Source organism: Bradyrhizobium sp. AC87j1 (assembly GCF_002936975.1).
GTDB lineage: Bacteria > Pseudomonadota > Alphaproteobacteria > Rhizobiales > Xanthobacteraceae > Bradyrhizobium > Bradyrhizobium shewense.
The window spans coordinates 82,274-105,194 of sequence record NZ_PTFE01000014.1; the positions used below are offsets into that span (position 1 = coordinate 82,274).

20 protein-coding genes and 2 pseudogenes are annotated in these 22,921 nt (G+C 62.5%); 16 read left to right on the top strand and 6 right to left on the bottom strand.

Annotation, left to right across the window (positions count from 1 at the left end):
* The first annotated feature begins 32 nt into the window (after window positions 1–32).
* From trbF to CV770_RS10655, 4 genes are read left to right on the top strand one after another with little or no spacing between them, the layout of a single operon-like run.
* The gene (trbF, locus tag CV770_RS10640; protein ID WP_104462288.1) at window positions 33–716 is read left to right on the top strand and encodes a conjugal transfer protein TrbF; all 684 of its coding nucleotides are present in this window, start codon (window positions 33–35) and stop codon (window positions 714–716) included.
* Complete coding sequence (trbG, locus tag CV770_RS10645; RefSeq protein WP_201759790.1) at window positions 713–1,747, top strand: P-type conjugative transfer protein TrbG; 1,035 nt, start codon at window positions 713–715, stop codon at window positions 1,745–1,747. Before trbF ends, trbG begins: the two co-directional genes overlap by 4 nt.
* Entirely contained in the window at window positions 1,744–2,955 is a 1,212-nt protein-coding gene (locus CV770_RS10650; protein WP_104462289.1) for a TraB/TrbI/VirB10 family type IV secretion system protein, read from the top strand. Before trbG ends, CV770_RS10650 begins: the two co-directional genes overlap by 4 nt.
* A 4-nt stretch (window positions 2,956–2,959) precedes the next feature.
* Window positions 2,960–3,202 carry a DUF2274 domain-containing protein gene (locus CV770_RS10655; RefSeq protein ID WP_104462290.1) on the top strand — a complete coding sequence of 81 codons (243 nt, stop codon included), beginning with the start codon at window positions 2,960–2,962 and terminating at the stop codon, window positions 3,200–3,202.
* Window positions 3,203–3,386: 184 nt separating this feature from the next.
* Here CV770_RS10655 and CV770_RS10660 read toward each other — a convergent pair whose 3' ends face one another.
* The 4 genes from CV770_RS10660 to CV770_RS42535 all read right to left on the bottom strand — a co-directional run bounded on the left by CV770_RS10660 (window position 3,387) and on the right by CV770_RS42535 (window position 6,184).
* Window positions 3,387–4,292, bottom strand: a complete 906-nt coding sequence (locus CV770_RS10660) for a TauD/TfdA dioxygenase family protein (protein WP_104462291.1) — start codon at window positions 4,290–4,292, stop codon at window positions 3,387–3,389.
* 205 nt (window positions 4,293–4,497) lie between these two features.
* On the bottom strand, window positions 4,498–4,701 hold the full coding sequence (locus tag CV770_RS10665; protein WP_146101267.1) for a hypothetical protein: 204 nt from the start codon (window positions 4,699–4,701) through the stop codon (window positions 4,498–4,500).
* Between the two features lie 367 nt (window positions 4,702–5,068).
* Complete coding sequence (locus CV770_RS10670; RefSeq protein WP_104462293.1) at window positions 5,069–5,698, bottom strand: FMN-binding negative transcriptional regulator; 630 nt, start codon at window positions 5,696–5,698, stop codon at window positions 5,069–5,071.
* Between the two features lie 297 nt (window positions 5,699–5,995).
* Entirely contained in the window at window positions 5,996–6,184 is a 189-nt protein-coding gene (locus tag CV770_RS42535) for a hypothetical protein (RefSeq protein WP_201759792.1), read from the bottom strand.
* Window positions 6,185–7,012: 828 nt separating this feature from the next.
* On the opposite strand from CV770_RS42535, the gene CV770_RS10685 reads away from it, so the two are divergent.
* The 8 genes and pseudogenes from CV770_RS10685 to CV770_RS10720 form a co-directional block, all read left to right on the top strand.
* A complete protein-coding gene (locus CV770_RS10685; protein WP_104462294.1) occupies window positions 7,013–8,215 on the top strand; it encodes a cytochrome P450 in 1,203 nt (400 codons plus the stop codon).
* Window positions 8,216–8,310: 95 nt separating this feature from the next.
* Window positions 8,311–9,909, top strand: coding sequence for a cytochrome P450 (locus CV770_RS10690; protein ID WP_104462295.1), 1,599 nt, complete (start codon window positions 8,311–8,313; stop codon window positions 9,907–9,909).
* Window positions 9,896–10,741, top strand: coding sequence for an SDR family oxidoreductase (locus CV770_RS10695; protein ID WP_104462296.1), 846 nt, complete (start codon window positions 9,896–9,898; stop codon window positions 10,739–10,741). The genes CV770_RS10690 and CV770_RS10695 overlap by 14 nt, the downstream gene beginning before the upstream one ends.
* On the top strand, window positions 10,741–12,084 hold the full coding sequence (locus tag CV770_RS10700; RefSeq protein WP_104462297.1) for a cytochrome P450: 1,344 nt from the start codon (window positions 10,741–10,743) through the stop codon (window positions 12,082–12,084). The genes CV770_RS10695 and CV770_RS10700 overlap by 1 nt, the downstream gene beginning before the upstream one ends.
* A 135-nt stretch (window positions 12,085–12,219) precedes the next feature.
* Window positions 12,220–13,212, top strand: coding sequence for a polyprenyl synthetase family protein (locus CV770_RS10705; protein WP_201759791.1), 993 nt, complete (start codon window positions 12,220–12,222; stop codon window positions 13,210–13,212).
* Between the two features lie 232 nt (window positions 13,213–13,444).
* Window positions 13,445–14,995, top strand: a complete 1,551-nt coding sequence (locus CV770_RS10710; protein ID WP_104462299.1) for a hypothetical protein — start codon at window positions 13,445–13,447, stop codon at window positions 14,993–14,995.
* Complete coding sequence (locus CV770_RS10715; protein ID WP_104462300.1) at window positions 14,992–15,894, top strand: terpene synthase family protein; 903 nt, start codon at window positions 14,992–14,994, stop codon at window positions 15,892–15,894. The genes CV770_RS10710 and CV770_RS10715 overlap by 4 nt, the downstream gene beginning before the upstream one ends.
* 96 nt (window positions 15,895–15,990) lie before the next feature.
* A pseudogene (locus tag CV770_RS10720) lies at window positions 15,991–16,276 on the top strand (type 2 isopentenyl-diphosphate Delta-isomerase); the annotation flags it as partial.
* A gap of 527 nt (window positions 16,277–16,803) precedes the next feature.
* Here CV770_RS10720 and tnpC read toward each other — a convergent pair.
* A pseudogene (gene tnpC, locus CV770_RS10735) lies at window positions 16,804–17,537 on the bottom strand (IS66 family transposase); the annotation flags it as partial.
* A 44-nt stretch (window positions 17,538–17,581) separates the two neighbouring features.
* On the opposite strand from tnpC, the gene CV770_RS42100 reads away from it, so the two are divergent.
* The 3 genes from CV770_RS42100 to CV770_RS10745 all read left to right on the top strand — a co-directional run bounded on the left by CV770_RS42100 (window position 17,582) and on the right by CV770_RS10745 (window position 20,975).
* Window positions 17,582–17,725: a hypothetical protein gene (locus tag CV770_RS42100; protein ID WP_161499983.1), complete on the top strand. Its 144-nt coding sequence runs from the start codon at window positions 17,582–17,584 to the stop codon at window positions 17,723–17,725.
* A 61-nt stretch (window positions 17,726–17,786) separates the two neighbouring features.
* Entirely contained in the window at window positions 17,787–18,161 is a 375-nt protein-coding gene (locus tag CV770_RS44205; protein ID WP_502693594.1) for a pyocin knob domain-containing protein, read from the top strand.
* A gap of 2,274 nt (window positions 18,162–20,435) precedes the next feature.
* Window positions 20,436–20,975, top strand: a complete 540-nt coding sequence (locus tag CV770_RS10745; protein ID WP_245453721.1) for a tyrosine-type recombinase/integrase — start codon at window positions 20,436–20,438, stop codon at window positions 20,973–20,975.
* A gap of 292 nt (window positions 20,976–21,267) precedes the next feature.
* On the opposite strand, the gene CV770_RS44210 is transcribed toward CV770_RS10745, so the two are convergent.
* Entirely contained in the window at window positions 21,268–21,471 is a 204-nt protein-coding gene (locus CV770_RS44210; protein ID WP_104462303.1) for a ribbon-helix-helix protein, CopG family, read from the bottom strand.
* Between the two features lie 436 nt (window positions 21,472–21,907).
* Between CV770_RS44210 and CV770_RS10755 the strand changes: the two genes are divergently transcribed.
* On the top strand, window positions 21,908–22,264 hold the full coding sequence (locus CV770_RS10755) for a Panacea domain-containing protein (RefSeq protein WP_104462304.1): 357 nt from the start codon (window positions 21,908–21,910) through the stop codon (window positions 22,262–22,264).
* The last annotated feature ends 657 nt before the right edge of the window (window positions 22,265–22,921 follow it).

Consider the following 22,921-nt stretch of genomic DNA (forward strand, 5'->3'; position numbering starts at 1 on the left):
AAACGATTACTTGATCTCAGGGGCAACCATCGATGTTCAAACGACCTTCCGTACACTACGGGCGCATGCCCGAGCCGATCACGCCTTACCAAAAGGCAGCGCAGGTTTGGGACGAACGCATTGGATCTGCTCGTGTGCAGGCCAAGAACTGGCGGTTGATGGCGTTCGGCTGCCTCATGCTGTCAGCCGGTCTCGCTGGTAGTCTTGTCTGGCAATCGAGCCAAGGCTTGATCACGCCCTGGGTGGTCGAAGTCGATCATCTCGGCCAAGCCCAAAGAGTTGCGCCGGCTAACATCGACTATCAACCCACTGATGCGCAGATTGCCTACCATCTGGCGCGCTTTATTGAGGATGTCAGAGGTCTACCGGCCGACGGCATCGTTCTGCGCCAAAACTGGCTCAGGGCCTATGATTTTACGACCGATCGCGGCGCCGCGGCGCTCAACGACTACGCGCGCAACAATGACCCCTTCGCCAAGCTGGGCAAGGCGCAAATCTCCGTCGACGTCTCGAGCGTCATTCGCGCGTCGTCGGAAAGCTTTCGGGTCGCGTGGACCCAGCGCATCTACGACAACGGCTCGTTGAGCTCGACTGAGCGCTGGACTGCAATTCTCTCGATCGTGATCGAGACGCCGCGCGATGTCGAGCGCCTGCGCAAGAATCCCCTTGGCGTGTACGTCCGCGCCATCAACTGGTCAAAGGAGTTGGGTCAGTGACCAAGACGCCGTCTGACGTTCATTCGAAATGTTTTCTTCAGCAAAGCAGGCCCAATTCGCCCCGGTCCGAGTTCGGGACCTCAAAGCGAGCGCTCCTGTCCGTGCTCTTGCTTTGTTCGTCAGCGCTTGGCGGGTGCGCGACCTATATACCGCCGGAGATCAGCTATGACGCGGAGGTCCCGCCGCTGCCGGCCGCTCCAGCGGCTCTGGACGACAGGTCGCGGCCGCTTCACGTTCCACCGCTCTGGAAGCCAGCTCTCGGCGGCAAATCGGCCGGGAAGGAAGAGCCCGAACCCGTGAGCCGGGTTGAGACGGCAAACAGCGCAGCCAGGGTCGAACCGCGCAAACGCGGGTATTTCAACGCGGCGCAAATCTACGCTTACAGTCCCGGTGCGCTCTATCAGGTTTATGCCGCACCCGGGCAGATCACGGATATTGCACTCGAGGAAGGAGAGCAGTTGACGGGATCTGGCCCCATCGCGGCCGGAGATACCGTACGCTGGGTCGTAGGAGATACGGAGAGCGGGAATGGCGACACGCGACGCGTCCACATCCTGGTCAAACCAACACGCGCGTCAATCGAGACCAACCTGGTCGTCAATACCGATCGGCGCACCTACCTGATCGAGCTCCGCTCCCGGGAGAGGCCATACATGCCGTCTGTTGCCTGGTACTATCCGAAAACATCGCGCGAACGATCCCGTTCAGTCGCGCTGAAATCCATTCTTCCGGATCCGGCCCAGCGCATATCCCGCTATGCCATCGAAGGGGACAGTCCTCCCTGGCGGCCGCTCGCCGTGTATGACGATGGCCGCAAGGTCTATGTCGAATTCCCGCAGGGGATCGTACAGGGCGAGATGCCCCCGCTCTTCGTCATCGGCCCGGACGGCAAGACCGGGCTCGTCAACTATCGCGCGTACGGCAACGTGCTGATCGTTGATCGGCTGTTTGCAGCTGCCGAACTCCGGCTCGGCGGTGAGCACCAGCAGAAGGTCAGGATTGTCAGGACCGACGGGAGGCCGTCGTCATGAACACCCCGAATGGAAGCGATCACCAGAAAGCAGTTCCGCCGGAGACACAAGTGGAGCAGTCCGAAAGCTTCCGCTTGAGAGCAGAGCATCCGCGTGTGACACGATTGTCGCGAAAAGTCCTGGCCGGAGGAAGCGCCGTTGCATTGCTCGTCGTCGGTGGAACTGTGTTGTGGTCGCTGCAGAACAATCGTCCGCGAAACTCGCCGGTCGACGAGCTTTACAGTACCGATCATCACAATGTTGCCGACGGCATTACGACGCTGCCGAAGGATTATGCTGGCGTTCCGCGCCAGCCAATTCCGCAACTTGGTCCGCCGCTCCCTGGGGACCTCGGTCGACCGATCCTTGCCGCTCAAGGCCAGTCGCCGACGATCGGTGGCGATCCGGAACAGCAGCGCCGGGACCAAGAGACTGAGGCAGCCCGCATCAGCCATTTGTTTGCCGCGACTAATGGACGAGAAGTGCGTCCGCCCACCACTGCGGCGGTTGGAGGCGACCGTGTCGTGCCGACGAGCGCAACGAGCACTGGCGACGATGGATCTGCGCAAAACGGTCAGGACCGCAAGCTTGCCTTCGTAAACGCTTCGGTAGACCGTCGCACTGTAAGCCCTGACCGCGTCGCTAAGCCCGCTTCACCCTACATCGTGCAGGCTGGAACGGTAATTCCGGGAGCGCTGATCACTGGGATCCGATCGGACCTGCCAGGCCAAATCACCGCGCAGGTCACCGAGAATGTTTTTGACACGCCGACCGGCCGCTTTCTTCTTGTGCCTCAGGGAGCGCGTCTGATCGGCATTTACGATAGCCAAGTCACTTTCGGCCAGCCCCGTGTGCTACTCGTCTGGACACGGCTGATCATGCCGAATGGACGTTCAATCGTTCTAGAGCGGCAGCCTGGCGCTGACACCGCAGGATACGCAGGCCTCGAAGACCAGGTCGACAATCACTGGGGCGAACTCTTCAAGGCTGCGGCACTATCGACGTTTCTGGCGGTCGGTACCGAACTAGGGGCAGGTTCGGACACAAATAGCAACGACAGCGCGATCATCCAGGCATTGCGACACGGCGCCTCCGACTCACTAAATCAAACTGGACAGCAGGTGGTTCGACGCAGTCTCAACATCCAGCCTACTTTGACCGTACGACCGGGCTTCCCGGTTCGTGTTCTTGTCAATCGTGACCTCATACTTACGCCGTATAGAGGCTGACAACATGCCAAGACTCAAAATAGGAGAGCTTCCAGACGACAAGCCCGTCAAAGTGAGTACGGAGTTGCCTGCGGCCGTGCATCGTGATCTCATCGCATATGCAGAAGCGCTTAAGCGTCAGGGTGGTCAAGTGGTCGATCCGACTAAACTCATCGCGCCCATGTTGGCGCGCTTTATGGCCACGGATCGAGGATTTTCTAAACTGAAACGTCAAGGCCACGTTCCGGCCGCTGAGGAAGGACAGTGACGCTCAAGGTTTTCCGAAGCGGTTGGTTGACGCTAATTAGTTGCGGAGATCAAACTTGGGCGCTGCCGAGTTGGCGCTAAGAGCTGAGATATCGTGTCGGAAAGTGTGTTCCGCGTCTGCCGAAACAACTCGATTACCAGGTTTTCTCATTTTCAGACGCGAGAGCGCTGGCGTCGACGTGCAATTATTTGGTCACCTTCAGCCGCGTTACACTGCTTCGGCCACCGACGCTGACAGGCACGTCGCCCTCGATCGTAGCCCGACGTACGACGCGATGCTGGTCCCCGTAATCGTTGACTGCGTAATGCTGCGTTGCGCGGTTATCCCATATCGCAATATCGCCCTCTAACCAGTTCCAGCGCACAGTGTTTTCGGGCGCGGTGATGTGAGACTGGAGCAGATCGAACAGCTTTTGTCCGTCGTATTTGGGGATCCCAACAAAGTGCTTCACCAAGGCGCCGAGCACTAGCGTCCGCTCGCCTGTTTCGGGATGGACGCGTACGACGGGATGCTCGGTCTCAAAAACCGTTCTGGTGAACACCTCGTCAAAGTGTTTCTTGTCGACCTCGCGGACACGCGCGATCCCGGCGTAATCGAAGACGTTGCTGTGAACGGCCCACAGGCCCTCGGCAAGCCTTTGTAGCGGCGGCGGCAAACCAAGATAAGCGGCGGCTGTGTTCGACCACAGAGTGTCGCCTCCGAACGTTGGCATTACAACGGCCCGCAGCACCAAAATCTTGGGATAGGCGTCGGCGAAGGTTCCATCCGCATGCCAAACGTCGGCGCGACCGCCGCCGCGAGTGGAGTCCAGTTCGAGCAGCGACCCCATCCCCTTGGTAGCACCGAGCATCGGATGTGGCACTAGCTTTCCGAGACGAGCGGCAAAGCGCTCCTGCTCGGCGTCATTGAGATGTCCTTGATTGCGGAAGAAGATCACCTTGTGCTCGAGCAATAGGCTGTTGATCGCGGCGATCGTGTGATCCGGTAGTTCGCCTGATAGCTTGATATTTTTGACTTCCGCACCGATGCGCGCTGCACGTTTCACAACATCGGTGCTCGGAATGACGCCAATTAAAGCGTTTGTGCTCATCTTGCTTTTCCAAGCCCTTGCAGTTCTTCCTCGCCCATTGGAGCAAATGATCTTCAGCAAGCATCGTGCCAAGCGGAAGACAAACATGTACTCGACAATGGGCAGCGATCGAATCGTGGCATTTGGCGCGAGTACTCGAACTGAGCCAGTGGTTGGGCCGAGTGACGAAAGAACTCGATCACCGACTCACCCCTTCGAATGTCGACTAGCGAAGCGGACAGCAGGAGCGCGCCTCGTAGGTGTCGTGAAAAATGGCGCCATCCTTGCCATGCATGAGCTCGATTTCATTTTTCGACATATCCAGGTTGCGGAAAAGAATGGAGAAAGGGAGCTCAAACTCCTCTCGAAACCTATCCATATCGATGATCGCGCGGCTGAAGCCGCTCAACATAGCTTTGACGGTTTGCAACGCCGCATTGGCGTCATCGACTATTGTGCTACAATGGCGAATCTCATGCGTGAACCTGGGGCACGTCATCGTCCGGTAATCGATTTGTTTCAGCTATGGCCATCCCAGGCGGTGCCGGGAAAGTCACAAAGCCGAATGGGCTTTCGAAAGTCTCGACGCTTACTATGTGCGTTGTTCGGGGCCTGACACGAGATTGTGCCTCTGTCAGAATACTGACAAGTGTCTAACCAGTGCGGCAAGCCCGACTGTTCCGTTCGTGAATTTCGCGAGGTAATTGATGGCCCGACCCCTGAAGTCTGTGAGAGCTGTAGATGTAAGATCGCCCTCCGTCGAGCGTCGCTGTTGGCGGGTCATGCACATCATCGTCTCAGTCCTGAACCAAGATAAGAGCTGCAACTTCCTGGTCCCGTGCCAGTTTGCTCGCTGCTAGTCCGGCGGCGATACCAATGCGATCAGGCGCGGGGCGGTTTTGGCTCATCTTGCGTTTGCCTTCGACCGTGGTGATCGGGATGCGCACGCCGACGATTTCACGCAACTGGGCGGCGATGAAATCCGCGGGAGCATCGCTGACGGCCCAGGGCGTCGCACGTGACGTCTCATGGATATTCGTCAGACGTGTTACAATCTCAAGCAGGCGAGTAGGATCCTCGAAGAACTCAATCGGCCCATGGGCGTGGACCGCGATGTAATTCCATGTCGGCACCACACGTTCAGCTTGTCGCTTGCTGGGAAACCAGGATGGCGTCACATAAGCCTCTGCGCCAGTAAAGATCGCCAGAGCTTCTCCGATCGGCGCCGTGCGCCATTGCGGAGTGCCCTTCGCCAGGTGCCCGTACAGCGCACCGTGTTCGCCTTCGCTCTCATCGAGGAAGAGCGGAAGAGGCGTCGCAATTGGCCCATCTGATGTCGCTGTGACCAGGTTGGCCAATCGGGCGCAGCGGATTGTTGCTCGAATGTTCTCGATGTCGTCGTCTCGAAAGTGGAGTGGTATGTACAAGGAGGCTCTCCGCTGGCGCTCGTCGAGATAAAACCCAAGTCAATAGGCTAGAAAACTGCCAGTCTCAGTCGTTCCCGTAGAGGTTCTCCGCTTCCTCTTTTGACGTGACGATTTCGAAGTTCGCGATTTCACTCAGCCGCTTCAATCCGTCGAGCTGCTGTTGGGTTGGTGTTTCCGTAGCTATTCTCCTGCGGGCTGAGCCAGGCATTCATGGACCTTTAGAGATCTCACCCCGGCGGCGCCTGTATGAGGCGATCCGGCAGCTCTCCTTACGCGCACCGAGTCGCGTTTGGCGAACTAGTCCTTGATCTCGGCAAGGTCGCCGCCGACCTCAAAAGCCGTCTTCATCGTTTCGATGAACGCCGCCGATGGGTACAAGTCGGAGGTGATCGTAACGAACCCATGTAAAACACCAAGATTCTCGTCTACATGGTGGTCGCCCTCGCCCGTGTGCGATCGCTGAGGAGATTGTCGACGATTTTCCATCGCTGACGCGTGATCAGGTTGAGGCGCGGCCGAACAGGCCAAGGCGTATCCCGAGCGAGAGTGCCTGTCCCCCTGAGTCTGAATCGGGTGCTGGCGAGCTAGCGGACCTTGGGTTCGATGACGAAGCCGTGACGGGCGAGGTTGCGCCGCGCTGGATTCCGTGACCGCGTACTTGATCGACGAGAACGTTCTTCGCGAATTTGGCGCACGCGGCAACATGAACGTGCGCAAGTGGCTTGCAACACGCTCCTGGATCAAAGCCCGCTCATATTGCGCGAGCGCGCCGCACCTGGAACAGGAATTCGCCCGAGCGCGTCGTGGTGTCCAGGTTCTCGTTCAGGGAGCGGAATGCCACTCGATTGTCCGAGCGAGCTCACGATCGCGATCAGGTGCGACAGCGAGCGCCCGCGCCAAGCCGAATGCGGTCATCCTTCGCCCGAGGCGTGATCCTCGAACAGGGGACGCGGATCAACGCTGGCGGCGAGCAGCGCATCGCGCTGCAAGTCCAGGTTCTGACGATCGGAGTCCGGCGACACGCGCATGTAGCCAACCAACATAGGCGGAGACCCATCGGAAATAGGCTTCCGTATGGTAGCGCGTGGCGAGAGAGTTTTCCGCATATTTTTAGAACCACCAGGCGTTTAGCTCAGGGGGTTACTACAAGATTCGGTAGATGGCTAAAGCCAACTTGAGGCCCTAGGATTCGGCTGCCTTCCCCGCCGATCATCATCGACGAACAGAAGTGAACGCAAGCGCACGTGAAGCCGCTGCCCGCAGCGCCTGCGGGCACCTTCCGCCCTTTCATCGCTTAGAGAGTGAAGTGCCACCGTGTCCGAACAACCCCTGCCGACGCTGCCGATGTGGCGCGTCGATCACATTGAGCCCTCGCCCGAGATGTTGGCGATACGCGCCAACGGTCCGATCCACCGCGTGCGTTTCCCGTCAGGGCACGAAGGCTGGTGGGTGACTGGCTACGACGAGGCCAAGGCGGCGCTGTCCGACGCGGCGTTCCGGCCGGCGGGAATACCGCCGACGGCGTTCACCCCGGATTCGGTAATTCTCGGTTCGCCGGGGTGGCTGGTATCGCACGAGGGGGGCGAGCATGCCCGGTTACGCACGCTCGTGGCGCCGGCCTTCAGCAGCCGCAGGGTGAAGCTGCTGGCGCCGCATGTCGAGGCGATCGCTGCGCAGTTGTTCGAGAACCTGACGGCCCAGCGCCAGCCCGCCGACTTGCGGCGCCACCTCTCCTTTCCGCTTCCGGCCATGGTCATCAGCGCGCTGATGGGCGTGCTCTACGAGGATCACGCCTTTTTCGCCCGGCTGTCCGATGAGGTGATGACGCACCAGCATGAAAGCGGCCCGCGCAGCGCATCGCGCTTGGCCTGGGAAGAACTGCGCGCCTACATTCGCTGCAAGATGCGGGACAAGCGCCAGGATCCGGGCGACAACCTGCTGACGGATCTGCTCGCGGCGGTCGACCAGGGCGAGGCGACCGAGGAAGAAGCGATCGGCCTGGCGGCGGGCATGCTGGTGGCGGGGCACGAGAGCACCGTCGCGCAGACCGAATGCGGCCTGCTGGCCATGTTCCGGCATCCGCAACAGCGCGAACGCCTGGTCGGCAATCCATCCCTGGTGGACAAGGCGGTGGAGGAAATCCTGCGCATGTACCCGCCGGGCGCGGGCTGGGACGGCATCATGCGCTATCCCAGGACCGACGTGACCGTCGCGGGCGTGCATATTCCCGCGGAGAGCAAGGTGCTCATCGGCCTGCCGGCAACGTCGTTCGATCCGCGCCATTTCGACGACCCGGAAATCTTCGACATCGGACGCCAGGAAAAGCCGCACCTGGCGTTCTCCTACGGGCCGCACTCCTGCATCGGCGGGCCGCTGGCCAGGCTGCAACTCAAGGCGGTGTTCGGTTCGATCTTCCAGCGCTTTCCCGCGCTGCGCCTGGCCGTGGCGCCCGAAGAACTGAAGTTGCGCAAGGAGATCATCACTGGCGGGTTCGAGGAGTTCCCGGTGCTCTGGTGAGGTGCGGACGCCGCTGGGGGATCGCGATCGTCTCCGCGATTTGCCGGCGCGCCTGCCGCGCACCGGTCAGATCAGCCAGCCAACAGGTAACCAAGATGGACGTGCAAGAAACAACGGCAGCATGCCGGGACGCCTTCGCCGAACTGGCGTCGCCGGCGTGCATCCACGACCCGTATCCGTTCATGCGGTGGTTGCGCGAGCACGATCCGGTGCATCGCGCGGCGTCGGGCCTCTTTCTGTTGAGCCGCCACACTGACATCTACTGGGCGCTCAAGGCCACGGGCGATGCGTTTCGGGGGCCGGCGCCGGGCGAACTGGCGCGCTATTTTCCGCATGCGGCGACCAGCCTGTCGCTCAATCTGCTGGCCTCCACGCTAGCGATGAAGGACCCACCAACGCATACGCGTCTGCGCCGGCTGATCTCGCGCGATTTCACCATGCGCCAGATCGACAACCTGCGGCCGCGCATCGTGCGCATCGTCGCGGCACGCCTGGACGGCATGGCGCCCGCGCTGGAGCGCGGGGAGGCCGTGGACCTGCATCGGGAATTCGCGCTGGCCTTGCCCATGCTGGTCTTCGCCGAACTGTTTGGCATGCCCCGGGACGACATCTTCGGGCTCGCCGCCGGCATCGGCGCCATTCTGGAAGGCCTGAGCCCGCACGCCAGCGATTCCCGGCTCGCCGCGGCGGACGAGGCCAGTGCCAGAGTGAAGGCCTACTTCGGCGGTCTCATACAGCGCAAGCGCACCGATCCCCGCCACGACATCGTGTCGATGCTAGTCGGCGCACACGACGAGGATGCCGACACGCTGTCGGATGCGGAGTTGATCAGCATGTTGTGGGGCATGCTGCTGGGTGGCTTCGCCACCACTGCTGCGACCATCGACCATGCGGTCCTAGCGATGCTGGCGTATCCCGAACAGCGGCAATGGCTGCAGGGAGACGCCATGGGGGTGAAGGCATTCGTCGAAGAAGTCCTGCGCTGCGACGCGCCCGCCATGTTCAGCTCCATTCCGCGTATCGCCCAGCGCAACATCGAATTGGGCGGCGTGGTGATCCCGAAGAACGCGGACGTGCGCGTGCTGATCGCGTCCGGCAATCGCGACCCTGACGCCTTCGCCGATCCCGACCGCTTCGATCCCGCGCGGTTCTACGGCACCAGTCCTGGCATGACGACCGACGGGAAGATCATGCTGAGCTTCGGCCACGGCATCCACTTCTGCCTCGGTGCGCAATTGGCCCGGGTGCAGTTGGCCGAGAGTTTGCCGCGAATTCAGGCGCGCTTCCCCACGCTGGCATTGGCCGAGCAGCCGACCCGGGAGCCCTCCGCGTTCCTTAGGACGTTTCGCACGCTGCCGGTCCGGCTGCGTGCGCAGGCGGCTGAGATGCGCGTCGTGGTCGACCAGGATCTGTGCGGAACCAGCGGACAGTGCGTGCTGACGCTACCGGGCACTTTTCGTCAGCGCGAACCGGACGGCGTGGCAGAAGTGTGCGGGGGGACATTACCGCAGGCGCTGCACGCCGCCGTGCGGCTCGCAGCCAGCCAGTGCCCGGTCGCCGCCATCCGGGTCATTGGAAGGGAAGCTGGCGATGACGAGCGCGCCAGCGCCGACAGTGCGCCTTCTCCGGCGGAGGCAGAGCGGCATGCCGCGAGAAACCAACGCAATCCAGGAGGACACCATGGGACGGTTTGAGGGCAAGGTGGCCGTGGTGACCGGCGCCGGGGCCGGTATCGGCAAGGCATGCGCCCTCGCCATCGCGCGCGAGGGCGGCAGAGTGGTGGTAGCCGACATCGATGGCTCGGCGGCCATGGCCTGCACGGCGCAAATCGCGGCCGAGGCGGGCCACGCACTGGCCCTGGCCATTGACATCGCCGAGGCGCAGGCGGTGGCAGCGCTGTTCGAGACGGCGGAGCGGCACTTCAGTGCGGTCGACCTGCTGGTGAACAACGCGGGCGCCATGCATCTGACTCCGCACGACCGCGCGATCCTCGACTTGGACCTGGCGGTCTGGGATCAGACCATGGCAACCAATCTGCGCGGCACGTTGCTCTGCTGCCGGCAGGCTATACCACGGATGATCGCCCGCGGCGGTGGCGCGATCGTCAACATGTCGTCGTGCCAGGGGCTCAGCGGTGACACCGCGCTGACGTCCTACGCCACGTCGAAGGCGGCGATGAACATGCTATCGGCCTCGCTCGCCACCCAGTACGGTCATGCGCAGATCCGCTGCAACGCGGTTGCGCCGGGTCTCATCATGACCGAGCGTCTCCTCGCCAAGCTGGACGAGTGCATGCAACGGCATCTGCGCCGGCACCAGCTCCTGCCGCGCGTCGGCCGCCCCGAGGACGTGGCCGCGCTGGTGGCGTTCCTGCTCTCCGACGATGCAGCGTTCATCACCGGCCAGGTCGTGTGCATCGACGGCGGCATGCTGGCGCATGTGCCGACGTACGCCGACGGTGGCAACAGCCGCGCCGTGCGGCCTTCCGGCGAGACCGCCGAAGCGGCCGCGTCGGCGCGATGCTAATGGGCATGCTGCTCAACCCGCTGAACCGTCGGCATCGGCTGCGGCACGACATCCCGGTCGTGCCCGGCGCTTTCCCCTTGGTCGGGCATCTTCCCGTCGTCGTCTGCGACCTGCCGCGCCTGCTGCGGCGCGCGGAACGGACGCTGGGCAGCCAGTTCTGGCTGGACTTCGGCCCTGCCGGACACATGGTGACCAGTCTGGATCCGGATGCGTTCGCACTGCTCCGGCACAAGGACGTGTCCTCGGCGCTGATCGAAGATATCGCGCCCGAATTGTTTGGCGGAACGTTGGTCGCCCAGGATGGCGGGGCGCACCGGCAGGCGCGCGATGCGATCCAGGCGGCGTTGCTGCCTGTGGGGCTGACCCAGGCCGGCATCGGCGAGCTGTTCGCGCCCGTCATCCGGGCGCGGGTGCAGAGGTGGCGCGACCGCGGCGACATAACCATCCTGCGCGAAACCGGCGATCTGATGCTCAAGCTCATCTTCAGCCTCATGGGTATCCCCGCGCAGGACCTGCCGGAATGGCATGGCAAGTACCGGCAACTGCTGCAGTTGATCGTCGCGCCCCCGGTCGACCTGCCCGGACTGCCCTTGCGGCGCGGCCGCGCTGCCCGTGACTGGATCGATGCGCGGTTGCGCGAGTTCGTCCGCGACGCGCGTGAACATGCCGCGCGCACCGGGTTGATCAACGACATGGTGAGCGCCTTCGATCGCAGCGACGATGCGCTCTCCGATGAGGTCCTGGTCGCCAATATCCGCTTGCTGCTGCTTGGTGGCCACGACACCACCGCCTCAACGATGGCCTGGATGGTGATCGAGCTAGCGCGGCAGCCTGGGCTGTGGGACGCCCTGGTCGAGGAGGCGCAACGCGTGGGCGCGGTGCCGACCCGGCACGCGGACCTGGCGCAGTGTCCGGTCGCCGAGGCGCTGTTCCGCGAGACGCTGCGCGTGCATCCACCGACGCCGCTCCTGGTGCGCCGCGCACTGCGTGAATTGCAACTCGGCCAACGGCGCATTCCCGCGGGCACCGATCTGTGCATCCCGCTGCTGCATTTCTCCACCTCGGCGCTGCTGCACCACGCGCCTGATCAGTTTCGCCTGGCGCGGTGGTTGCAACGCACCGAGCCGATCCGGCCGGTGGACATGCTGCAGTTCGGTACCGGCCCACACGTCTGCATCGGCTACCACTTGGCATGGCTGGAACTGGTGCAGTTCTGCATCGCCTTGGCGCTGACCATGCACGACGCCGGGGCGCGGCCACGGTTGCTGAGCGGCGTCGAAAGAGGCCAGCGCTATTACCCGACCGGACATCCGTCCATGACTATCCGCATCGGATTCTCCTGAGCTGGCATCGCATGCCTCTGCGGCGAGGCAGCGGCGCCGGCGACGCGCGGCATTGCTGCACTCGGCCCGCGCGCACGGTGCGACGCCGACAACACCGCGGCGGCTCGCCTAACAGGGAACAAGGACATGAAGAACATGCAGACCGGTTCCACGCCACCGAACGACAGAACTGGTGATAACGCGCTGGGCGAATTGGGCGCTCAGGCGCGCGGCGCATCCGGCGGGCTGTTGCCCGAGATCTGGATGCAGGACGGCGCAAAGCGGGTCGAACACGTGCTGGCGCGTCTTCTCCGCGCCGAACATGAGGCCGAGCTGATGGCGGCGATGCGCTACGCCACCTTGCATGGCGGGAAGCGCACCCGCGCCTTGCTCTGTCTGGCTGCCGGCGCACTGGCCGACACGCCGGCGCACATGCTCGACGACGTGGGCGCCGCCATCGAGATGATGCACGCCTGTACCCTGGTCCACGACGATCTGCCCGCGATGGACGACGACGTGCTTCGCCGCGGCCTTCCGACCGTGCAAGTCAAGTTCGGCGAAGCTACTGCGATCCTGGTCGGCGATGCGCTGCAGGCGCACGCCTTCCTGACCTTGGCGAGCCTGGATGCGCCGGGCGACAACCGTATCGCGCTCGTGCGCGAACTGGCACAGGCAGTGTCAGCCGAGGGTGCCGCAGGCGGGCAGGCCATGGATCTGTCGCTGGTTGGAAAGCACGTCGAGCTGGACAAGATCGTGGAGATGCACCGGATGAAGAGCGGAGCGTTAGTGCGCGCGTCCGTTCGCATGGGCGCGCTATGCGCTATCGCGGAGGATGCCGCGCACGCTGCGCTGTACTGTGCGCTCGATCACTACAGCGCCTGTTTCGGCTTGGCGTTGCAGGTGATCGACGACATTCTCGACGTGACAGCGGATACGGCGACGCTGGGCAAGACCGCCGGCAAGGACGCGGCGGCGCAGAAGCCGACCTGCGCGTCGATCATGGGAGTGCAGGCAGCACGTCAGTTCGCGCTGGATCTTTTGCGCGATGCCGGGGAGGCCATCGCACCGCTGGGGCCGCGTACGGAACGGTTGGCGCAACTCCTACAGCGGGCCAACGCGTATCTGTTCAAGCACGCGCCATGCGCATGAGCGCGCCGGTGTCGCCCTGTGCCGCTGCGATGAGTCCGCGGCGCCGATTGCAGCGGTTGCCTGCCGCGGCGCGCTGTGCGCAATCCTATGCAGCGGACCGGCGCCAGCATCGGGTCGCCGCGCCGAAGCACGGTGGCAGTCCGGCGCTGCCTATACGACGGGCCTGCGGCGACATGTGCGGCGTCTGCCCGATTCCGGTTTTCGTCGACCCTCTGCAAAAGGAACATCCCGCGTGAACGCGCTGTCCGGACAGATCATTTCCGACTTGCGCCGCCTGCTGAGCGAAATGAGCGATGGCGGCAGCGTCGGTCCGTCTGTCTACGACACGGCGCGAGCGCTGCGCTTCCACGGCAACGTCACCGGTCGGCAGGACGCATACGCGTGGCTCATCGCGCAGCAACAGGCCGACGGCGGATGGGGAAGCGCGGACTTCCCGCTGTTTCGCCATGCGCCCACGTGGGCAGCGTTACTGGCATTGCAGCGTGCCGATCCTCTTCCCGGTGCTGCCGACGCAGTCCAGGCTGCAACCCGGTTCCTCCAGCGCGAACCCGATCCCTACGCGCATGCGGTGCCGGAAGACGCGCCGATCGGCGCGGAGCTGATCCTGCCACAGTTTTGCGCTGAGGCCGCACCCTTGCTGGGTGGCGTGGCGCTTCCGCGCCATCGAGCGCTGTTGCCATTGCGGCAAGCGTGCCTGGTCAAGCTGGGGGCGGCGGCGATGTTGCCGAGCGGCCATCCGTTGCTGCACTCCTGGGAAGCCTGGGGGACGTCGCCGACCACCGCATGCCCGGATGACGACGGCAGCATCGGCATCAGTCCGGCGGCCACTGCCGCCTGGCGTGCGCACGCCGTGCCACGGGGGCGTACGCCGCAGATATGGCGCGCCGACGCGTATCTGGAGATGGCATCACGGGCGACGCGCAGCGGCATCGAAGGTGTCGTTCCCAACGTCTGGCCGATCAATGTGTTCGAGCCATGTTGGTCGCTGTACACCCTGCATCTGGCAGGGCTGTTCGCCCATCCCGCGCTCGCTGAGGCGGTCCGCGTGATCGTCGCGCAGCTCGACGCCCGTTTGGGCGTGCGCGGTCTGGGCCCCGCCTTGCACTTCGCGGCCGATGCGGACGACACCGCCGTTGCGTTGTGCGTCCTTCACCTTGCAGGCCGCGCCCCGGCGGTCGATGCGTTGCGCCGTTTCGAAATCGGCGAGCTGTTCGTCACGTTCCCTGGCGAGCGCAATGCCTCGGTGTCGACCAACATCCATGCCCTGCATGCGTTGCGACTCTTGGGAAAGCCCGCCGCCGGCACCAGCGCGTACGTCGAGGCCAATCGCAACCCGCATGGTCTATGGGACAACGAAAAATGGCACGTTTCGTGGCTCTATCCCACCGCGCATGCGGTCGCTGCGCTGGCGCAAGGCAAGCCCCAGTGGCGCGACGAGCGTGCGCTGTCGGCGCTACTGCAGGCGCAGCGTGACGACGGCGGCTGGGGCGCGGGTCGCGCGTCCACATTCGAGGAAACCGCCTATGCGCTTTTCGCGTTACACGTGATGGACGGGAGCGAAGAGGCAACAGGGCGCCGGCGCATCGCGCGGGTGGTGGCCCGTGCGCTGGAGTGGATGCTCGTCCGCCATGCGGCGCACGCATTGTCGCAGACGCCCCTGTGGATCGGCAAGGAACTGTATTGCCCCACTCGGGTCGTGCGCGTGACCGAACTCGCTGGGTTGTGGCTGGCGCTTCGTTGGGGGCGGCGCGTCCTGGCCGAGGGAACAGGAGCGGCGCCATGATCCAGACGGAACGCGCGCGGCAGCAGGTGCTGGAGTGGGGGCGTTCCCTGACCGGGTTCGCCGACGAGCATGCCGTGGAAGCGGTCAGGGGCGGCCAGTACATCCTGCAGCGCATCCACCCGAGCCTGCGCGACACGAGCGCCCGCACCGGGCGCGATCCGCAGGACGAAACGCTGATCGTGGCGTTCTATCGCGAACTGGCGCTGCTGTTCTGGCTCGACGATTGCAACGACCTTGGCCTGATCGCGCCGGAGCAGGTCGCGGCGGTGGAACAGGCGCTGGGGCAGGGCGAGCCGTGCGCGCTCCCCGGATTCGAGGGCTGCGCTGTGCTGCGTGCCTCGCTGGCCGCGCTCGCCTACGATCGTCGCGACTATGCTCAGCTTCTCGAGGATACCCGGTGCTACTGCGCGGCGCTGCGCGCCGGACACGCGCAGGCGGCAGGGGGGGAACGCTGGTCCTACGCCGAGTACCTGCACAACGGCATCGATTCGATCGCCTACGCGAACGTGTTCTGTTGCCTGTCGTTGCTGTGGGGGCTGAACATGGCGACCTTGCGCGCGCGTCCGGCCTTTCGCCAGGTCCTGCGACTCATCTCCGCGATAGGGCGCCTGCAGAACGATCTGCATGGACGCGACAAGGACGGGTGGGCCGGCGAGGCCGACAACGCGGCGATCCTGCTGCTGCAGCGCTATCCAGCTATGCCTGTGGTAGAGTTCCTCAATGACGAACTGGCCGGCTATACGCGCATGCTGCACCGGGTGATGGCGGAAGAACGCTTTCCGGACCCGTGGGGACCGTTGATCGAGGCCATGGCGGCCATCCGCGCGCAGTACTACCAGACCTCGGCCAGCCGCTACCGAAGCGACCCTGCGGGAGGAGGCCAGCATGCGCCGCCCTGAACGCGCGGGAGCGGCGGCGTGCGCGCTGCCGCGGTCCGATCCGACGCAACGCCGTCGTCCGATGCGACGGATGGAGCGAGCAGGAGCGACACCGCCCTGGGCCGGCGCAAGGACGACCATCTGGACATCGTGTTGGATCGGCGAGCGGCCCCGGCCACGGTCGCAGCCGGCTGGGAGCACTGCGCATTGCCCGGTTGGACCTGACGCAAATCGAGCTGCGCGCCTCGCTGCTGAGCAAGACCATGCGCCGCCGCTGCTGATCAGCTCCATGACCGGCGGCATGCCACGCGCCGAGGCCATCAACCGGCATCTGAGCGAGGCAGCGCAAGCCTTGGGGATCGCCATGGGCGTCGGTTCGCAGCGCGTGGGTCTGCAATCGCGGCGCTGAGCTCTGCGCCCGCAAGCGCGACCGAGATAGTAGGCCGGGCCAACGTTATCGATGGTGACACTCTCGAAATCCGCGGCAGGCGCATCCGATTGTTGGGTATCGATGCGCCTGAACGCGATCAACTTTGCCGCGGTGACGATAGCTTGCCGTATCGCTGCCGTGCGAATGCCGCGAATGAGCTTGATCGATTCCATTGATGCGCGGACCGTGGCTTGCCTAGCCGTTGATACCGACGGATACGGCCGAACAATTGCTTCATGGTACCCATTCGGCGTAGGCCGCCGGGGTTACCGCCTGAGTAGTCCAGGGTTGTCTTTATAGAACTTGATGAGCTTCGATGAGGTTCTCGATTCCGAAGTAGGTAAACGCCTAGACGCCGTCTTCTCCGATGCCATAGACTCAGATGACGCCGTCCCCTCGATCTCCATCTCGTTGGCAATGTCCCACAACCAATCCTCATCTTCACCGAGGTCCTTCGCGACCTTGGTAATGGTGGTGACGTGATGGACCTTGTTGGGTGGTCATGCGGCTTGAGCGGAAAGCGCTGGCGTCCAGTACCAGGGCAGAAGTTCGTCGAGGCGATGAGCCGGATGGGCGGCAATGCAGGCAAGAACATCGGCCAGCCAGGCTTGCGGGTCGACGCCGTTCAATTTCGCTGTGACGATCAGGCTGTACATGGCAGCCCGCACGCCGTCGATCGCGATCAGATCCGCAGAACAGCCAGGACTTCCGGCCAAGTACGATGCCTCGCAAGCCTCGTTCGGCGGCGTTGTTCGAGAGGCAAACTCGCCCCTCCTCCAGGAACAGCGTGAAGCTCGCCCAACGCTTGAGAATGTAGTCGAACGCCTTGGCCGGGTCATGGCTGCGGGACAGTTCGGCGAGCTGTTCGCGCATATAGACCTGCAGGTCTTCGATCAAGGGCTGGCTCAACATCTGCCGCACCTTAAGGCGCTCCTCGACGCTCTTGCCCCGATCGAGCGTTTGGTCTCGAACAGCGCGTCGATCCGCCGCACGACCTCAATCGCGATCGGAGTGAGCGGGATTTCCGGGCGCCCTTGCCCCGCCCATTCTCTCCGATGTCGGTCATGGAAAAGAACGGGCGCCTTCCATGCGGCCAACAGGCAGCTTCCCGGATCGGCTCGGGCTGGCGCCCGGCCAGATAGAGCTGGTTGTAGGCGTCATAGGCGTCGGCCTGTAGGATGCCGGCATATCGAGCCAGATGCCCCTGGGAATGCTTGCCCTTGCGGTCGTGTGCGGTCTGGCCTATCAGATCGGCGCGCGCATTCGGGCGACGTCGAAATGGATACAACCAAGTGGATGGAAGGCGTTGCGACCTACTATGATGGTGCGTTTATCGCCATCAATGTCGACAAGATCGACGGCAGTGGCACGCTGGCAGATTGGATTTCAATGTTGCTGGTCAGTTCGGGGCCGGCGATCTGACGAGCGCGAACAACCTGTCTGAACTAACTGCAACAGCGGCGACGGCGCGCAGCAACTCAGTATCAAACAAAGCGTCCAGTTAGGCGCGTCGCAAGATTTCAATGCCGTTGTTGCTCCCGGCACTTATTATTCACCGAACTCGACCGGCACAAACACCCCGGCCGCAAGTGTCTTCTGGTATCTGACGGTAGAAGCATTCGGAGCAAGCACATACATCAAGCAATTGGCCACGCGCGTTAATCTCCCCGGCGAAACGTATGTGCGCGTTTGCGTCGCAGGCACATGGGGCTCATGGCGCCGCGTCATGACTGGGCGACAACAACCTGTCGGAAGTAGCGAACGCACCAACGGCGAGGGACAATCTAGGCGTGCGGCAGACCTACGGACAGTGCCGATTGACACTGCCCGGCGGAAACCTGGTGCTGGCGCCTCGTAAGGGAATCCTTTTAACGATCGCACGCGCTCCGCAGATCGTTCCAGACGCGGGCGTTTCGCTTACGGCAACCGGCCTGACGCCGGGCACGACTTATCTCATTTACGCTTATATGAATTCCGGCACAATGACGCTTGAAGCGTCAACGACCGCTCACGCCAAATCGACGACGGGCCGGCAACAAAGGCACCGAGATCAAGAGCGGCGATGGTACGCGGTCGCTGGTCGGCATGGCGCGCGTCATCACTGGCCCAGCACGACACAGCGGCGCAACGCCTCGTTGCCTCAACCGTGGTCGCCGGGGCGTCACGGGTGCGATAGACGGAGTGTCCACGGACACCGGAAGGGGCACCTACACCGAGAAGAAAGTCTCCAAGGCTGAGTTCGTAGCTTGGCCGATGAGGTCATTGACGCTAAAATCACCGAGACACTGACAAAACTGTACAAATGCGGGCGCGTGCGGTCTCGCGATCTTCTTTGACGGCGTGGTCGGAGATAACTGGGACGTCAATCCTCAAGGAGCGATGTATCGCATCCCAGCCTGTGGCCTCGCGACCCAGAAGGCGGGGACGGACCGCTACCACTATGTGTCGTTCGGCTTGCGCGCCATCGGGGGCGGCACAGCGTCGGCGGTCTATGGGCTGAAAGTATTGGCCACGGTTGGGTAGGGGCCGCGCGGGAAGACCAATGCCCAACGACGACTTTCAACCGGCAGATCAACCAGCTGCCGATGCCGCCCCTTGGGGCGTTGCCTCCAGCCCGATGCCGGTCATCGGCTCAATACCAGCGGTTAGCAACAGGGGTTTGACCGATCCATGTTTGTTCACAGAACATATTACGTGAGATTCTAAGCAGGCCCGCAGCGTGACGGCGATCTATAGCCGCCCGTCTTGTCAGCTTTCGGAAAGGTAGTCCGCGTAAAACGCCTTTGCAGTTAGTGGCGAGTGGCAGGGACAGCGCAATGGCACCAGAACGGTCAGCGCCGAGTCATGTTCCCGCTAACTTCAAATGGTAGCGCGGGCGGGTCAGGGACAGCGTCTGATCCAACGCAACCGAACAGCGCCGAGTCTCGCCCGCAAGGCCTGCGACCTGAGACTGATCGCCAAGTCAGCGCCCTGTCTTGGTAGTTGCTCTAGGGCATTCGTCCGGAGAATACACCGCTGTCGGCTTCTTGCCCCCGCTTGAAGCTGATAAGTTAGCGGCACGTGGCAGGGACAGCGCTTTATCGGTCCACTTCAAAGCGCCGAGTCACGTGGCCGCTAACGTTCCCAAATGCGTCCGCTACACGGTTAAGTAAAGCGGCTGGCGTTGCGGGAAAATCTGTCCCCATCTCGCGCCTGAGCGCCTCGAATTCGGATAAGGTCGAAAGAGGGCAATCCGCCATCGCGTCCATCTTTGGGCCGATAACTTCAACCCGGGATCGCCAAGCGGCCAGCTATTCTTCAGTTCGCTATGGCCCGTACGTGTCTTCTGCCGGTGTATGGCTTGGCCGATGGACGTAGTCCGTGAATGCTTGGATTGCCGCTACCACTTCGCTCCTAGGCACGGCGGTTACTCCTTTGAGCGGAGCCAGCTCGAACAGTCGCAGGTCGAGGGTTTTAATATGACAGGCACGCGGGGATGCGGCAACCCACCGATGCTGGTAGGTGCTCTCCGTTAGGTCTCACGATACTCCTTGATCGCACCCCTTGAGAATTTGAGCCTCTCGGGAGCAAAGGTGGCCAGCCTCAGTCTTCGAGGACGGGCTGGCCACCGAAGTTTGCGGCGCAAACCCATAGAGCAGTACGGGCCAACGGATGCACATATTTGAGCGGCAAATCACATCCCTGCGGTCGCAAGCGCTTGCGGTGCTCGCAGCCAATCAGGCCCGCGCGGCCGATCAGTCACTGAGCCCATCAGACCGCGAAGCCGCGACATCTAATGCCTCCGAGGCTCAGGCAATGGTGAACATACTCGATTGCGTGAAACCCAATCTCGGGCCGAAGGAAGCACGGAAAATCGCTGCACGCATACGCGCTCTTCTAGGGGCGCCGCGTGAGTGCAAACCGGTTCGAGTGGGATGCCTGTGAGACTTTCGCTAGCCCGCCGCGCCCGTACTGCTCCCGGTGTGAGACTGGGATCATCACGCGGAGGGTGCCACGCAAACGCGCGGTGCACCGTTGGCCCGACAAGGTCGGCAAGCCGGCGTAGCCAGAGCCGATGGACTGGAGGTGAGGCGGGTGGCGGCGTGAGGGCGATCGAGGCCCTTAAAAAGTGCATTAATCATCGTCTCCATTGATGGTCGCCGTCCGGGCCGATTCGCGCTACCCCGATCCTAAAGCGGGCGGGGAGGTGGATTGGTTAGAGAATTTGCCGCCGGGATGGGCTGCGCGCCGACAATCCGATTGTCGTCGCCAAGAAGGTGAAGCTGAAACCACCGGCCATCGCACATGGACGGAAGACCACATCACCAAAATCCGCGAGCACCACAAGGTTGGCACGCCCCTGCGGCTTGCAATGGAGCTGCTGTTGAACACCGGGCTGCGCCGCAGCGAGGCGGTCCGGCTGGGCTGGAAGCATCTCACTAAGGACGGCTTCGTCATCAGCACAAAGAAGAGCCAGGGCACGTTGAGTTGTGCATTCCGGTGCACACCGACTGGCGCGCTACATGACGGACTGCCCGAAGGATGGCCCGGCCTTCATTGCAACCATTCACGGCCGAGCGCGCAGCAGAAAGCATTCTCGGCTTGGATTAGCGAGGCTGCGGCGGACGCCGGCCTGCCTCCGCGCTCCTTTCCACATGGTGTGCAGCAAGGCTGCGTGCCGTGGCTTGGCTGAATCCGGAAGCACAGCGCTCGAAATCATGAGCATTACCGGCCACACAGATATCCGCGAAATTGACCGCGCCGCCGCGCAAGGGTTTGGTAGTTGCGGCGATGGCGAAGCTGCAAGCCGGTTTCGATATCAGATTGCCTAACCCATCAGAGAAGTTAGGCAAAACTGCCAGCAAATCATTGAAATCATTGACGGAAAGATCTAACTAGTCGGACCTATAACCGGCGGAGTAGAAACCTGCTGGATACCGAGCATTATCAATGGCTTGGCTACCCCATGTTGCGCTGGAGTTGCCTCAATCAGGAAGGACTATATTTTTCGTGCGGCTTGCCGATACGTTCGTCTTGCGTCGAAACCGATCAGGGTGCTCCCGCAAATACTCTTCCACCATTGTCCTGATCAGCTCAGCCTTGCTTTTGTGGGTATGTGCTGACAGCCGTTCTAATACGGCAAATTCCTCGTCGTTGAATGAGATCGAAATTCGGTTCGCGACGGACATCAGTGGAAGACTACCAATACTTCGTGGACGACGAAAGCGAGGCCTAGCACGATCGCCATTCGGAGAGCTTCAGAGCCCCCAAGGGGCAACACTTTCCAGCCGAACAGCGCCTTTGCCACGGTAAGTAGTACGAGCGCGGCGCCGGCCAAAATCCATATAACGTCCATAGCGTCTCTCCGGAGTTTCTTTCCTCCGGCCAGACTGAACGCAGGTGCTTAATGAAACCTAAAAGGTGCACCACTTCGACTATGAGCCTAGCAATCCCGTCTGAATTTCTGTCGCCGCACGCCGATCCTCATCAGCGTCTTGGAACAGGTGACCGTATACATCAAATGGTGGGTTGTAATCCCCGCCCAGGGCTACGAGGAAGTGCACCTGTTATGCCGATCCCCGTGATTCAGCAGCGCGCTATGTCTGCGCATCGGGCAATTGGGGAGTGACCAACCTTGCGCTCCAAAAGAACCTCTATCTGGCGCACATGGTCCATCTCGGGCGGACTGGGGAACGCCTGGTCGATGGAGAATTTCAGGCTTGGGACTATGGTCCCGTGAATCCCGAGCTTTACGAGACGGTCAGCATGTTCGGCGATGAGCCGATCAAGGATGTTTTTTTCGGCGCCCCTCGGATTTTCGGCAGCCGTGAAGAGGAGACCTTGCGCGATGCCTGCGAGCACCTGCTCCGCCGGCATGCGAGCGAGCCTGTCGCCATGACACATAGCGAAAGGGGAGCGTGTCCTAGAGGCTCTCGTTCTACGCTCGATCAGTCGAGAGCAGGTGCCGAGCCGAATCCCTGACTTCATCTGTAGGCACCGAGGGACCGCCGGCAACGCGCATTTCGATTGCACCATCGATGCTCCGCTGACCGAGGACGGATGGCTCAGGCGCGTCGACGCGCTTGCATTCGAGCAATGGAAAGAGGGCAACAAGGTTTAGGGCCCGGGCCATGGCTTTCGCCCCTAACGGACCTGAGATATCGTTTGAGGACCATGCCGCGAAGCACGAAGCGTCACCTTCCGAAATCGGCAGATCTGTTGGTCGCCAAAGACGGGCTTCTTGCTGGTCGGCGGGTAATGCTAGCCGTTTCAGCGGGGCCGCGGCTCAGTGGCCGGAAAGGGATTGTCCTTGGACCCGGAGCCACGGCCACTCAGGTCAAAGTGCTTTTGGATGGGGCCAAGGGGCATGTCACCCTGCATGCGCGATACGTTGATCTGGAACGCCCAGCTTAGCCAAAGCTTCCCACGGACAGCTTGAGCGACGAATTTCGTTTCGGCTTGAAACGAAATTCGCTCAGCTCCGATGACCGGATGAAGCAGCGTTGGTTATATCTCGCGAGTGGACTGCGGTTGCAGCCAGGCCATGATGAGATCCGCGCACGCCGTTCCCAATAAATGGTTCGGGCACGAAGCCCGCTTTTTTGCACAGGGCTTACGGCATGTTGATCCACTGTTTCG